General features: G+C 35.5%; 9 protein-coding genes. 5 read left to right on the plus strand and 4 right to left on the minus strand.

Annotated elements, in window-relative coordinates; genetic code table 11:
- The first annotated feature begins 34 nt into the window (after positions 1 to 34).
- Both V9G42_05745 and V9G42_05750 read left to right on the plus strand, forming a co-directional pair.
- Positions 35 to 4309 carry a T9SS type A sorting domain-containing protein gene (locus V9G42_05745; protein MEI2758925.1) on the plus strand — a complete coding sequence of 1425 codons (4275 nt, stop codon included), beginning with the start codon at positions 35 to 37 and terminating at the stop codon, positions 4307 to 4309.
- 11 nt (positions 4310 to 4320) lie between these two features.
- Positions 4321 to 4815 carry a GNAT family N-acetyltransferase gene (locus tag V9G42_05750; protein ID MEI2758926.1) on the plus strand — a complete coding sequence of 165 codons (495 nt, stop codon included), beginning with the start codon at positions 4321 to 4323 and terminating at the stop codon, positions 4813 to 4815.
- 25 nt (positions 4816 to 4840) lie between these two features.
- Here the strand turns inward: V9G42_05750 and V9G42_05755 are convergent, their stop codons facing one another.
- Both V9G42_05755 and V9G42_05760 read right to left on the minus strand, forming a co-directional pair.
- A complete protein-coding gene (locus tag V9G42_05755) occupies positions 4841 to 5281 on the minus strand; it encodes a hypothetical protein (GenBank protein ID MEI2758927.1) in 441 nt (146 codons plus the stop codon).
- Positions 5278 to 7326: a thioredoxin domain-containing protein gene (locus tag V9G42_05760; protein ID MEI2758928.1), complete on the minus strand. Its 2049-nt coding sequence runs from the start codon at positions 7324 to 7326 to the stop codon at positions 5278 to 5280. Before V9G42_05760 ends, V9G42_05755 begins: the two co-directional genes overlap by 4 nt.
- Positions 7327 to 7401: 75 nt before the next feature.
- On the opposite strand from V9G42_05760, the gene V9G42_05765 reads away from it, so the two are divergent.
- Complete coding sequence (locus tag V9G42_05765) at positions 7402 to 8673, plus strand: metallophosphoesterase (GenBank protein MEI2758929.1); 1272 nt, start codon at positions 7402 to 7404, stop codon at positions 8671 to 8673.
- Here V9G42_05765 and V9G42_05770 read toward each other — a convergent pair whose 3' ends face one another.
- Both V9G42_05770 and V9G42_05775 read right to left on the minus strand, forming a co-directional pair.
- Positions 8674 to 11175, minus strand: a complete 2502-nt coding sequence (locus V9G42_05770; GenBank protein MEI2758930.1) for a bifunctional UDP-N-acetylmuramoyl-tripeptide:D-alanyl-D-alanine ligase/alanine racemase — start codon at positions 11173 to 11175, stop codon at positions 8674 to 8676.
- Positions 11176 to 11234: 59 nt separating this feature from the next.
- The gene (locus tag V9G42_05775; protein ID MEI2758931.1) at positions 11235 to 11804 is read right to left on the minus strand and encodes a thymidine kinase; all 570 of its coding nucleotides are present in this window, start codon (positions 11802 to 11804) and stop codon (positions 11235 to 11237) included.
- Positions 11805 to 11935: 131 nt separating this feature from the next.
- Here V9G42_05775 and V9G42_05780 point away from each other — a divergent pair, with 131 nt between their 5' ends.
- Together V9G42_05780 and V9G42_05785 are read left to right on the plus strand one after the other, a co-directional pair.
- A complete protein-coding gene (locus V9G42_05780) occupies positions 11936 to 12862 on the plus strand; it encodes a glycosyltransferase family A protein (GenBank protein ID MEI2758932.1) in 927 nt (308 codons plus the stop codon).
- A gap of 55 nt (positions 12863 to 12917) precedes the next feature.
- Positions 12918 to 15374, plus strand: coding sequence for a DUF5686 and carboxypeptidase regulatory-like domain-containing protein (locus V9G42_05785; GenBank protein MEI2758933.1), 2457 nt, complete (start codon positions 12918 to 12920; stop codon positions 15372 to 15374).
- Positions 15375 to 15390: the final 16 nt, after the last annotated feature.

Consider the following 15390-nt stretch of genomic DNA (forward strand, 5'->3'; position numbering starts at 1 on the left):
AACTACAGTTATGTTCCGAATTAGTTATTTAATCATGATGTTGCTTTTTATAAACATCAATGTTAATGCCGCAGTAACCGTTTCGCCAGCAACAAGTGGAAATTGCCTTAATGTCACGCCAGGGGCTTTTCTACCCATAGGTGATATTGTTATTACTGAAGGTGCCAATAGCGATTTTTCAATTCAATCCAATAAAACATTAATCCTTAGCGCACCTACCGGATTTATGTTTCAGCCCGGATCAGGAAATATTTCTTTTTTGGCGTCAAGAAATATTTCCGCAGCAACCATTTCAGTGACATTAACAACTATAACAGTAACTATTTCTGTCAGTGGAATCCCAAAAGCTGACGAGCTGATAATTTCAAATATTTATGCCCGTGCAACTGCAAGTAATGCCTCCGGAAATATACTGCGTAAATCCCCTGGGGGTGGCACTGCCACAATTTCAGGCGATGCAGCAGGTGCAGGTATTAATCATGGCACTTTGTCGAGTGCCGGCACAGGTCAGACTGTAACTTCTGCTGCAAATGGTTCGTGGAGCAATCCATCAACATGGCAAGGGGGCAAAATACCGTTATGTACTGATAATGTTATTATTTATCATCAGATCAATGTTGATGTTGTGACTCCTGCTTTAGCTTCGTTAATCATAAAATCCGGAGCAAAGCTTACTGCTAATTTACCGGTAACTGTTAATAGTAACCTCACCATTGAGGCAAATGCAAGGTATGTACACAACAATAATTCTAATGCAGCCCTGACCATTTTTAATGGAACAGAAATTATTGACGACAATGCTACCATTGAAGTAAATAACTGGAGTGCAGCAACCGAACCATTTATGAGCGGTGTCAGTTCAACAGTAGGAAACCTAATCTTAAACTACAATGCAGTATGGCAACAGGATGGTCTGTTTGCGCCATCAAAAATAAAGGGTGATTTGTCTGTTACGAACGGTCAGGTTGTGATGGATGATGGTACCGGTATGTCAACACTTTTAAATCTTAATCATGTAAGCATATATAAAACAGGTGCTGTGATTTTTGCACAAGGAGCGAATAGAAATTTGACATTAAATACATTGTCGTTTACTGATAGCAGTAAAAGTAATGCAATGACCGCCCTTATGTTTAGATCTTATGGTACTCTTGTGTGGAATAATACAGGTAATGTTTATCTCGGTCATGATTTTAGTGCAGTTGAAGGTACAACCGGCTATCACTCATTTGGTGCAACAGTAAATATTGGAGGAGATCTGAATGTTGTGAAAGGGAGAGTGGATTTTTTCAGATACGTTAATGGTAATGGCGTTATACAGGTTTCAGGAAATACATATTGTAATCTCACTTCCGGAAACTGGTTTAGACTGGCAGATTATAATGCAATAAATCTTGATTTTACTACCAACAATTTTTTTATCAGCGGAACAGAGAGTTGCTATTTACAAGGCTCTGATGGCTCGACAAATTTTAATATTAACGGTGATTTTACGTATACTGCAAGCAGTTTATTTGTTTTCAGTAATAATTTTACAAATACTGCGCTGCAACAAATAAATGTTTTGAAGGATTTTTCTGTTTCCAGTGGAAATGTCGGATTGGCATTCACAAGCGGAAAGCTAAATACTCATATTGCAGGAAATGTAAATGTTAGTGGGTCATCAACACAATTGGTTTCTCAATTTTATCCCTATGGAACAGACTCTGTGAAATTTGTAATTGAGGGTAATTGTAATTTAAACGGAGGCATGTTTAATGTCTCATGGAATAGAGGCCCGGTAAGTTTTATCTCAAACGGAATACTCAGTCAAACGAATGCAAATTTTGAAGTTGTGTTTCATCCATTTCCCGGCAATTATGCTGCATGTTCCGTTTTTATTGACAGCCTTAATTTTTCAGGTGGAACATTCAAGGTTTTTGATAGTTATATAACCGATGGGAAAGTGATTTCTGTAACTACAGGATCAGATGTAAATATTCATTTTCAAAATTCAAGTGATAAATTTATTTTAATTAGTAATACATCATGGTTGAATAATCCGGAACTAAATCTTACCGTAAATGGTAATCTTAAAATAAGCGGAAACAACAGTGCAATTTTTGCAAGTAATGTTGGCGGTGGAGACGAAAATATTGTAATTAACGGTGATTTTGAAATTCAGGGAGGTATTAATTCAATTGGTGGATCAACTTCGTTAGGGTCGAAGCCACACAATATTGCAGTATCAGTAAATGGAAATTTAACACAAACCGGTGGTCAGTTGTATTATTCGGTAAATCAAGGTAATGTTGATTTTAATATTCAAAACAACTTAATTCTAACAGGCGGCATACAGCATTTGACATATCTGGATGCGGCTGCAAAACTTCAAGTAAGTGGGAAGTATTTGCAATCAGGTGGCACTTTTAATTTTCATGGTAGCACCGGTAATACATCACTATCTGATAGTGTTTTTGTGCAAGGAAATTTTAGTCAGAGTAATGGAGTTTTGCGATTCGATAATGCACAGGGGTCTGCTAATATGAGTGAAAATGTATTAGACTTAAATTCTGATAGTGTATTGTTTTCAGGTAACGGAATTATTACTCATGCCAACCATCTGACAACAAATAATGTATTTGGAAAAATTTTATTTAATAAAACCGGAACTTCATCATTTCAACGTTCAACATCAACGCATGATATACAACAAGTAAAAATGATTGTAGGATATTCAACAACGTTTGATGTGAAATCATCTTTACAACCTTTGTTGATTGCTTCACATGCTTCTTCATCAGCAGCGGTGAACAATGTGCTTACAATAGATGGTGTGCTTGACATGGGATTACAAAGGGTAATGGCTCGTCAACAGGGTAATTACTATTCACAACTTTCAGTTGGTGCAACAGGTAAAATCAAAACAATGAACCCTATGGGCTTGTATTCAACATCAGCTGCATCAACAATCAATGCCTTTATTGCAGGTAATAACAGAATGAATTTTTGGCTCGATACTCAAAGTACTATTGAATATAATGGAACTCAAAATCAGAATATCACAGGCATTCCAAATGGTATAGCCAATGCCATTTCAAATAAATATGGTAAACTGCAAATTAACTTTAACGGAGTAAACAATATTAACTTCGTAAAGCCGGAAGCCGACAGTGTTGTTTTTGTTCGCTCAGCATTAATGCTTACCTCCGGTGAGTTGAATCTTAATACAGATCATATTGCCAATACAAATGGATTGTCAGTTGTATTGGAAAATGGCAGTCAAATTGTTCATGCTTCAGGCTACATCAGAAGTGAAACCATTGATGTTAGTGCCAGAGTGCATCTTTCACCACAACAGAGTGTAAATTATGAAATTCCTTTTGGTTATAACAGTGCAACTTATATCCCATTCAAATATCAATGTACCAGCGGATGTGATTGGGTTTCTTTGGCAACATACAGAAGTCTGCCTGATAATACACCATTTCCTCCGGGTGTAACACATGTTCGTTCCATTTCAGGTGCTGATAATAGTTTACAGACAATTGATCGCTATTGGTATGTCAGAGCTGTGGGAAATCCTATTGCCAATTTGAAATTCACTTATGCACCTGTTGAAAAAGGGTCAATAGCTACACCACGTGCTCAACGATGGATTGGTAACGATGCATGGGAGTCATTTATGGGTGTGCAATCTAACCCTGCACCTAACGAAACAGATGTTAACGGAATTTCAGGCATAAGTACTTGGTGGACACTTAGCAGCCTGTCAAGTCCATTACCCGTTGAAATATTAGGTTTTAGTGCCAATTGTCAGAATCAGAGTATAGTATTAAACTGGTCTGTTGCAACTCAGCTCAATAACGATATCTTTATTTTAGAGCGAAGCAGCGATGGAAAAAATTGGGAAAATCTTACATCCATTAAAGGAGCAGGAACAACCAATACACTGATGAATTATGAATTCAAAGATGCAGCACCTTATGCGGAGGTTACTTATTACAGATTGGCACAAATTGACTCTGATGGAAAAAGAAATGAGCTGAAGACCATTGCAGTAAAAGGCTGCGATTCGGAACCTATTAAAATGCTGTACTATACTTTCAGTGAACACAAAACGGTTATAAAAATTCAATCTTCTTACAGTGACAGAATAGAGATTTTTCTATTTAATGAAAATGGACAAACAGTGGCACGAAAAGTGCAAAACATAAGCAACAACATACAAGAAATTGAAATAGATTGTCCGCAACTTAATACAGGTATTTATATGTTAAGCATCAGGGGTTCCTTTAATAATATAATTAAAAAAATATTTAAAAATTAATTTTTAATTTTATGGCCGAAGAAATATTAAAAATGACCGCAACTACTTTTGAAAATCTCTCGCAACCTAATGCTGCAATGGATGTGTTTCCAATTAATTATTCGGAGAAGCATATTGCAGAACTCATTCATGAAATCAGACGAAGGGTATTTGTTATTGAACAACATATAGACCCAATGATTGAGTTCGATACGTTTGAGCATGAAAGCCAACATTATTTGGCTTATGTTAAAAACATTCCGGCAGGTACTGCCAGGTGGCGTCATACCAATGAAGGAATTAAGCTAGAAAGATTCAGTGTGCTAAAGGAGCATAGAAACTCAGGCTTAGGCCGAATGTTGGTAAACAGATTATTAAACGATGTGAAGCCAATTGGCAAAAAAGTTTATTTACATGCACAAACTACTACGGTTAGGTTTTATGAAAAGGCAGGATTTAAAGTTGTGAGTGAGCTATTTTATGAAGCCAATATTCCACATTACAAAATGGAGCTTGTAATTTCATGACATATATTTAGAGTTTTTTAGGCTGTTATGGATATGTAACAGCCTTTTTTATTTTCCCTTTTTCATACCATTCTGTTTTTTCTAACACACCTGTAGTTGAGTAGTAGTTCCAGGGTCCTTGCCAGTAAAAATGCAGTATGCTATCATTTTCATTGATAAGAAATGCTTTTCCGTTTGACTTGATTTTTTTGTTGTCATAATATGTTTTTATATCTATGACATCTCTCTTTTTACTATATTTTTCTTGTTTTATCAGATTACCGTTTGAATCGTAATATTTCCATTTTTTTACTTCTAAGCCATGCTTGTATTTCCCTTTACGTTGTACGTCACCCTCATCATTCCAATAATGCTCCCAACACCCATGCCGATTTTCATGATTGTCTAATTTGTTGATTTTAAAAATCTGACAACCGGAGAATATAATACTAATGATTACACCTAGTATGAACTTTTGTGGCTTCATTGTTTACCGGTGATTATTTGCGCAACCTTGATAATATCTGAAGTTGGAAGTAAGCACGAATGGTTTCTGCATACATAAATAAGGTCATCAGTTTCATTTTTATCGGCAGTAAATTCAATTTTATTTTTTAAAATTACAGGTGCAGTGACTTTCATTGGCAGATAATGCTCATTAAGTTTATTTTTATTCCTAATTGCATTACTTCCGCCAAAAGCAACTTCGTAGAATGGTTGATTTGTCCTTTGTAAAAGTAAGGCCCAATTTGCATAACCAAAACCATAATCAGGAATTTGTTCAATCACCTTTTCGAGCATTTTTTTTGAACGCAACAAATAGTCTTCATTGTTGAGGTATTTTGAAAGTAAGAATAGATTGTTCGCCATTACTGAATTTGCACAAGGAATAACATTATCCTGCAACTCTGTTTTTCTGAACTTTAGGACGGAGTCATTTGAAGTGTAGTCATAAAATAAAATATTATCATCATGACTAAAATATTGGATAGCATAAGTAGTTAACGATTGAGCTTTTTCAATCCATTGAAAGTCCCATGTACATTCAAATAACTTAATGCATGCTTGAATAAGAAGGGCATAATCTTCTAAGTGCAGGTTGCTGGTTTGTTTTGTTCCAGAGCTACGAAGCAGGTACCCTTTTTCCTGAAACAGATTTTGTTCCAAATAGCTGAATGTTGCTAATGCCTGCAACTCATATTCTTTATCATTAAGATATAAAGCTGCATCAGCTAATGCCGATATCATTAAGGCATTCCATGAAGTGATAAGTTTTTTGTCGCAAACAGGATGGATTCGTTTATCTCTTGCTATTTTCATTGCTGACTTTATCGCATCAATAAATTTTTGCAGCTGACTTGGCTCCAACATTCGAAGATTATAATCATTGAATATGTCTTTGTTGCATTGCAGAACGATCTCATCGTTTTCCATTTTTGATTCAGAAATTGAAAAATAACGACATGCAAAATCAAAAGCAGTATCTTTTGTTATATTTTCTAAATTCAGTTGATTTATTATTGCTCTGATTTCAGCCTTTGTCCAGAAATAGAATTTTCCTTCTTCACCATCACTGTCAGCATCTATTGCTGAATAATAATATCCACTGTTGTCATACATTTTTTCTTTAAGGAAGTTTATGGTTTCTTTAGCGGCATTTTTAAATGTAAGATCATTATATGCTTTGTATGCTTCGGCATAAACAATAATAAGTTGGGCATTGTCATACAGCATTTTTTCAAAGTGCGGAACTTCCCAACGATTATCAGTAGAATAGCGTGCAAATCCACCTTCAATCTGATCAAAAATACCTCCATTATACATTTTACTTAAAGTTAGTCTAACGTGTTTTTTAACTTCAGTATCATTAAAAACATGACCATATTGCATTAAGAAATTCAAGTTAACAGGCATTGCAAATTTTGGTGAACGTTGAAGGCCCCCATGTGTTTTGTCAAATAAAGCAGACCATTTAGCAATAGCATTTTTTAAAATGTCAAAATCCGGTTTGGGATTTATAGTTTCAAATTTTTCTAATTGCATCATGCCCTCCTGTAAGGAAGAAGCATATTCCAGAAATTTTGATTTATCTTTTTGATACATCATTGACAGTTGTTCCAACACCTGAAGCCATTGTTGCGGATTGAAGTAGGTGCCGCCATAAATTGCCCTGCCATCTGGCAAGGTAATACAATTTAACGGCCAGCCACCTTGTCCTTTCATCAGTTGCACGGCAGTCATGTACACTGCATCAATATCTGGTCTTTCTTCACGATCAACTTTAATACAGACAAAATTTTCATTCATCACTTCGGCAATTGTAGTGTTTTCAAAACTTTCTTTCTCCATCACATGGCACCAATGGCAACTTGAATAGCCAATACTGATTATGATTAACTTATTTTCAGTCTTCGCTTTTTCAAATGCTTCAACTGACCAGGGTAGCCAGTGAACAGGATTGTGAGCATGTTGTTGTAGATACAGACTGTCTTCATGGATAAGCTTGTTAGTTGGTCGAACAGTATCTTTCATGGTTTTTTATGTATAAAAAAGTTTAAATATTAGCGTGATATTGATAAGTTGTTTCACTTACATTTGTGCGGTTTTATGTTGCGAAGAGTATTAATATTTTTGTTAATTGTTTTTCTGATAGACCTTTATGTTTTTCAGGGTATAAAGGTATTGATTAAGGATTTGACTCCATCCATGTCAAGATTGGTTTCCGGTATTTACTGGTCGTTTACGTTGTTTACATTTTCAGTGTTTATTACAGGGCTGATTATTGATTGGCATACGTGGCCTAAGGCAGTAAGAGTTTATCTTTTTGCTGCTGTTATGATAATTGTAGTAACAAAACTCTTTATTGTTTTGTTTCTGTTGATTGATGATTTGACAAGATTAGTCAGATGGGGGTTCTCGGGTTTGTATCAACGATTTTATGATTCTCCTCAGGTTGTAAATACGGAAGAAAAGATTGTAGTAACAAGGTCACAGTTTTTGATGCGAATGGCATTTGTCATCTCATCAATTCCATTTATTTCATTGTTATATGGAATGGGCGATGGCAAGTATAATTATCAGGTAAAACGAAGGAAAATCAAGTTCCCAAAATTACCTTCAGCATTTGAAGGCTTTAAGATTATTCAGATTTCTGATATTCATACAGGTAGTTTTTTCGACACAAAGCATATTGAAAAAGCTGTTTCAATGATTAACTCATTGAAAGGTGATGTGATATTTTTTACCGGTGACTTGGTGAATGACCGCTCTGATGAAGCTGTACCATTTATAAATACATTGTCAAAGATTGAGGCAAAACATGGTGTTTTTTCTATTCTTGGAAACCACGATTATGGTGACTATGTGCAATGGCCAAGCCGGGAAGCTAAAGTTGAAAATTTAGAACAGTTAAAAAATATCCATAAGGAAATTGGGTGGAAACTGATGCTTGATGAACATACATTTATTTCGGAGGGTGATGCCAAGTTGGGTTTGATTGGAGTGCAGAACTGGAGTACACATATGCGTTTCCCAAAATATGGTAATCTGCCCAAAGCAGTTGAGGGAATGGATTTTGCTCCTGTTAATATTTTACTTACTCACGATCCTTCACATTGGCATGGGGAAGTGACCAAAAAATTTCCACAGATTGATTTGACATTAGCAGGGCATACACATGGTTTTCAGTTTGGCGTAGAGATACCTGCACTAAAAATAAAATGGAGTCCTGTTCAATATGTTTATAAAGAATGGGCAGACTTGTATGATGATGTAAATGGTCAGCATTTGTATGTAAATCGCGGACTTGGCTTTCTTGGTTATCCGGGCAGGGTAGGTATCCTCCCTGAAATTACAGTGATAGAATTGTCACAAGGATAACTATTCCTGAAAATATATTCGTTTTACGCGTTGTGAAATCACTGATAAAATTTCGTAAGGAATTGTATCTGTTTTTGCAGCAAGTTCGGCAACGGACAAACCGTTACCAAAAATAATCACTTCATCGCCTTCACGTGCCTGACAATTTGTGATGTCAAGCATACACATGTCCATGCAGATATTGCCAACAGTTGGCGCAAATTTCCCATTAACTAAAAAACTAACCTTCCCATTGCCCATTTTCCGGTTTATTCCATCGGCATAACCAATGCCTATTGTTGCTATCACTTTGTCACTTTCCAATATAGCCTTTCTGTTATAGCCAACACTTTCACCTTTTTTTACATTTCTTATCTGTGAAATGGTTGATTTCAATGAGGCAACATTTAATAATTGACGTTGCTCAGATGGTGTTCCTATGCCATGAAGACCTATGCCCAGGCGAACCATACTTAACTGCATTTCAGGAAAACGACTGATGCCTGATGAATTCAGAACGTGTTCCAACACATTGTGCTGAAGATGTTTTTTTATAGCATCAGACATGTTTTTGAATCGCTGAAACTGTTCCAGTGTAAAAGAGTCGAGTGCTGCTTCATCTGTTCCGGCAAGATGTGTAAAAATAGATTCTACCTTAAGATGTTTGCTGTTTTTTAAACGAACTACAAGTTCATTCAGATCGTCTGCTTCAAAACCAAGCCTGTGCATGCCTGTATCCATTTTTAGATGTATGGGGAATGGATTTTGATTGTAAACTCGGATTCGCTTTACAGATTCACTAAACTTACTCATAATTCTAAAACTATAAATCTCCGGTTCCAGATGATATTCAATCATTTTATCGAAAGACTGCTCCTGTGGATTCATCACCATAATAGGAACAGTTATTCCATTTTTTCTAAGTTCAATGCCCTCATCTGCATAGGCAACTGCCAGATAGTTCACTCTGTGAAATTGTAGTGTATTAGCAACTTCGTAACTGCCACTACCGTAAGCAAATGCTTTAACCATACACATGATTTTAGTCTCCGGTTTGAGCTTTGCTTTGTAGAAGTTGTAGTTATGAATCATTGAAGTCAGATTTATTTCCAAAACAGTTTCATGACCCTTTTGTTGTAACAATCTTGAAATCTGTTCAAATCCATAAACCCTGGCACCTTTTAATAATATGATTTCATTTACAAATAAACCGGGAGAATACTGTTCTATAAATTTCTCTGTTGAAGCAAAAAAAACTTTTTCTGTTTTAAATATTTCTGCATGTCGCGAAATTGCCGGTCCTATGCCAATAAGTCTGTCAACTTTTTTTGAGTGAATCATTTCTGCCACTTCTCCATACAGTTGATCTTCATTACGTCCGCTTTGAAGAATGTCTGAAAGTATAACAGTCTTACGTAAACCTGAATTAGTTAGTCCTGTATTATTATTCTGTTGAAAACGATTTAGAAAATCTAAGGCAATCTGCAGCGACCCTAAATCGGAATTATAACTGTCATTAATGATGGAGCAATTGTTGATCCCTTGTTTCATCTCTAATCGCATGGCAACAGGACTTAACAAAAGCATTCTTTCAGCAATTATTTCTTGCTCTATTTCCAAAAAAAGCAGCATAGCCCAGCAATGAATAGCGTTTTCAATAGAAGCATCATCAGTAAAAGGTATTTCTATCCTGATAAACTTCTGCTGAAAGATTCCCTGAATGGTACTGCTGTTGTTTTGTTTTTCTATTCTGCCAATCTGTAAATCGGATTTTATTCTTCGAGACCATGTAAAACATTGGAGCCCGTTTTCGAGATACCTCGATTGCATTACAGCATTATGTATTCCTGAATAGTCTTTACAATATATCAGGGTTTTACAATGTTTGAATAGCAGTAATTTTTCTTGTATTTTAACATCAAGTGTAGAAAAGTTTTCGCTGTGGGCCTCACCTACATTACTGAAAATTCCTATTTCAGGCTGAATAATTTTTTCTAGCCTCTGCATCTCGCCTGATGTTGAAATTCCGGCTTCAAAAATTCCCAGATTATGCTCATTATTAATTTGCCAAACAGATAAGGGAACTCCTGTTTGTGAATTAAAACTTTTCGGACTTCGAACAATGTTGAAATCAGATTGCAATAATTGACAAAGCCATTCTTTGATAATAGTTTTGCCATTGCTGCCTGTTATTCCTATTGTTTTCAGGTTAAATTTTTTCCGATGAAATGAAGCAAGTTTTTGTAACGCATCAAGCGTGTTTTCCACCACAATAAAGTTGGCTTCTTTATTTTGTGAAACAGGTGTATCGCTTACAACAAAGTTTTTTACGCCTTTTCTGATAAGGTCATTAATAAATAAATGACCATCATGACGGTCGCCTTTAATAGCAAAAAATAAAGATTCACCGGCTACACCACTTTGACGGCTGTCTGTTAGCAGATAGCGGAAAGTCTGACAATCGTTTACATTCAAAACCATCTTTCCATTTAAAATGGATGCAGCCTCTGTAATGGTGTACATAATTTAATATTGAATAGCTTACAAAATTAAGTTTTGAAAAGGCATCAGATTAGTAACAACTACCTTTTATGATAACAAGTTCTGCACAGCGGAATGTAACTTTCTTTTTCACCTAAAACAATGAGGGAATCATTAGAAATAGTACGGTATGAAAATAAGGCAAGGTCACCACAATCCATGCAGATGGCATGTACCTTTGTAACAAAGTCTGCTATTGCCATAAGTTTTGGAATAGGTCCAAAAGGTTCACCTTTAAAGTCCATATCCAAACCTGCAATAATTACCCTGATTCCCTGATGCGCCAGTTTAAGACAAACATTAGGCAGTTCCATATCAAAAAATTGGGCTTCGTCAATGCCAACAACATCAACATCGTTTGTGAGCAAAAGTATTTGAGAGGATGACTGAACAGGCGATGAAGGAATATAGTTGGAATCGTGTGAAACAATGTTGCTTTCATGATAGCGTTGATCAACAGAAGGTTTAAATATTTCAACCTTAAGTTTGGCAATACGTGCACGTTTCAGCCTGCGAATCAACTCCTCAGTTTTGCCACTAAACATACTGCCGCAAATGACTTCAATAGCTCCCTTTTTTCTCTCTGTAAATTCTGTTGGTCTATGGTTCATATCTTAATGGTTTCAAAAATAGGTAAAATCTGTTTGCTTTAATTTTTAATAGGTTAACATTTATCTGATAATTTTTTTTAAGAAATGCTTGAATTCAGAAGGCTTGCTGTAATTTTGCATTACTTTTTCTTATGGTTTCCATTTCTGTAGTCATCCCGACCTATAACAGGTTGAATTTTGTTGTAAAAACAATTGAATCATTTCTGAATCAACAGTCAGATGATTTTGAACTTCTGATTGTTGATGATGGCAGTACCGATAAAACAGAGGAATATTTTACTTCTTATAAGCATCCAAAAGTAACATATCATAGAATAGTTAATAGCGAGCGCGGGTTTGCACGCAATTATGGAGCATCAATTGCCAAAGGTAGGTATGTTAATTTTTTTGATTCAGATGATTTAGCCTATGATAATCATATTTCTACTGCGCTGCATTATATTAAAAAGTTGGACAACCCTGAAATTTTTCACCTGAACTACGTTTATCAAACAATTGATGGACAGGAGTTGGATGCTCTCAAAGCACATTCCGATAATATTGGTGAAATGCTAATCAAAAAAGGAAATGTTTTAAGTTGTAATTCTGTAATTATCAGAAAAGATATTGCAGCAAAATTCCCCTTTTGTGAGAGTCGCCTTCTTTCAGGTACTGAAGATTATGCTTTATGGCTTTCCTTGTCCTCGCGTTTCAAAATACATTATGTGCCTGAAATTACCAGTGTAGTAATTGACCATGAACAGCGTAGTATGGCTTCACACGACATTATAAAGATGATTAACAGAAACATGTTTCTGTTAGATCATCTGCAAGCTGACCAACATTTTATGCAGTATATAGGTAAACAATTTAATCAGATTCAGTGTGAATGTTTTTCTTTTATTGCATTACATCTCATGCTTGAAGGCAAAAACAAGGACGGTTTTTATTTTCTTTCAAAGGCGTTAATTGTTGATTGGCGTTTTCCTTTCCGCAGAATTCGTTTTATGGCTATTATGAAACACATGCTTAGGTCATTTTTCCGGACACAAAAGATTAAGGTTCAGGAAGCGGCCTGAAACCAAGTTTTAAATTTTTACATTAGCCTCCGTAAATTTTTTATTTATTGTTGTGATGCGTAAATTATTTTACTTGTTTCTGTTTGTTAATATTTCTGTTTCAACTGTTTTTTCTCAGGGTATTGTATCCGGTGTCGTAAAAGATAAAAATCACAAGCCTGTAGCTTATGCCAATGTATATGTGAAACCCGGTTTTGTAGGGACCACCAGCAGCAGTGATGGTATATTTGAAATGGAATTAACTCCTGGCAAATACACACTATATTGTCAGAATCTGGGCTATAAGCAATTCAGTAAGCAAATTGAAGTTGGTGCAGGTAAACAACAAATTGAGATTGAACTTACAGAGGAGCTTTACGCGCTAAAAGAGGTAGCCGTTACCAACAATAAAGAAGACCCTGCCTATGAATACATCAGAAAAGCTATTGCTAAAAGAAAAAGTTATCTGAATGAAGTTGATGCCTATACATGCAATGTATATATAAAAGGAGTGCAAAAATTAAATAAGTACCCTGAAAAATTTCTTGGTAAGGTTGTTGATTTCGGAGGTATGGTTGATTCAACAACAGGCATATTTTATTTAAGTGAATCGGTTTCAAAATACAGCTATGAAAAACCGGGAAGAATAAGAGAGGAAATGATTTCATCTCGTTTTAGTGGCAACAATAAAGCCTTTAGCTACAACAAAGCTTCCGATATGCAATTTAATTTTTATGAAAACCGAGTCATGTCAGAAGGTATCTCTTCCAAAGGATTTGTGTCACCAGTTGCCAATGATGCTTTCTTTTATTACCGCTATAAACTACTTGGCTCGGTTGTAGAGAACGACAGGCTTATTCATAAAATTGAGGTAATTCCAAGAAGACAAAACGACCCTGTGTTCAGGGGTGTTGTATATATAGTTGATGATTTATGGCGATTTCAGTTTGTTGATCTTTTTCTTACTCGCGATGCAGGCATTGAGTTTTTAGACACTCTCAGCATAAAGCAGTCGTTTGTTCCTGTTGAAAATAATGTTTGGCTGCCTGTGACTAATTTATTCGATTTTAGTTTCAGGATTCTTGGCTTTCAGGGAGGCGGTAATTATGTAGGTTACTTTTCTGACTTTAAAATAAATCCTGTTTTTCCAGCTAAAACATTTTCTGCTGAAATTCTGAAAATCAGTCCTGATGCCAACAAGAAAGATTCTGCATACTGGGATAGTATTAGGCCAATACCGCTTACGAAGGATGAAACATCAGACTATTTCAAGAAAGATAGTTTGGCTACAATACGAGAAAGTAAACAGTATAAAGACAGTATGGATAGAATTAATAATAGATTTTCGGTTTTTAATTTTTTGCTTGCCGGATATTCTTACCGACATAGTTACCGAGAAATGACTTATACCATTAAACCCATTGCAAATACATTTTCGTTTAATACTGTTGAAGGCTGGAATGTTGCATTAAACACAGAGTTTATTAAACGATTACCTAACCGAAAACGCCTGACAGTTTTTACCAATACACGATATGGATTTAGTAATACGCATTGGAATGCAAATGCAGGTTTTAAATATTTATTCAACCGCTTTAGCGATAATACAATTTCTGTTGAAGGTGGCACTGCTGTTAATGAACTAAACAACACAAATCCTGTTAAACCTTTAGTTAACATGCTTTATACACTATGGGCAGAACGTAATTATTTAAAAATTTATGAGAAACAATTTTTAAAAATTGCTTATGGAAGAGAATGGTTTAATGGGTTTAATGCTACTGGAGAAATTGAATATGGTCGGAGAAACGTTTTGTCAAACACTTCAAATTATACCTGGAAGAATTTTAAAAACAGAACCTATACTTCCAATAACCCATTAAGTCCGGACTACGATATAAAACTATTTACTCCTCACCATTATTTTAACACACAGCTCACATTAACCTACTCGCCATTTACGAAGTACATTACAAGGCCGGATGGAAAAGTAAGAGAAGAATCAGGGTGGCCTTTGTTTTTTGTGCAGGTCAATAAAGCATTCAGTAATGTAATGAGCAGTAAGACAGATTATCTTTCATTTGAAACAGGATTCAATCATCAGATAGATTTCGGTATGTTGGGTTATTTAGTTTACAATTGCAGGTTTTATCGTTTTGTCAATCAAAAGGCTATTGCTTTTCCCGACTTTTTTCATTTTGCAGGCAATAAAACAATCGTTTCTGATTTCAGAGCTGAAGATTTTGCGTATTTGGATTATTATAAATATTCGACCACAAGAAATGCTTTAGCTATTCATGCAGAATACAATCTAAATCGTTTTATCACCAACAAAATTCCGTTGATCCGAAAGTTGAAATTGAATGAAGTTGTAGGTTTTCACTTCCTGAAGGTTGCTGAATTAAAAAGCCATTATGAATTAACTGTTGGATTAGAAAAACTCGGGGCAATACGGGCAGATTTTGTTTGTAGTTATGATGGCAAGGCCAGTCCTTTTTATTCATTCCGGTTTGGACTTAAGCTTAGGCAATAAGAATGTAAAGGGTAAT

The sequence above is a fragment of the Bacteroidia bacterium genome, from assembly GCA_037045145.1.
Taxonomy (GTDB): domain Bacteria; phylum Bacteroidota; class Bacteroidia; order AKYH767-A; family OLB10; genus OLB10.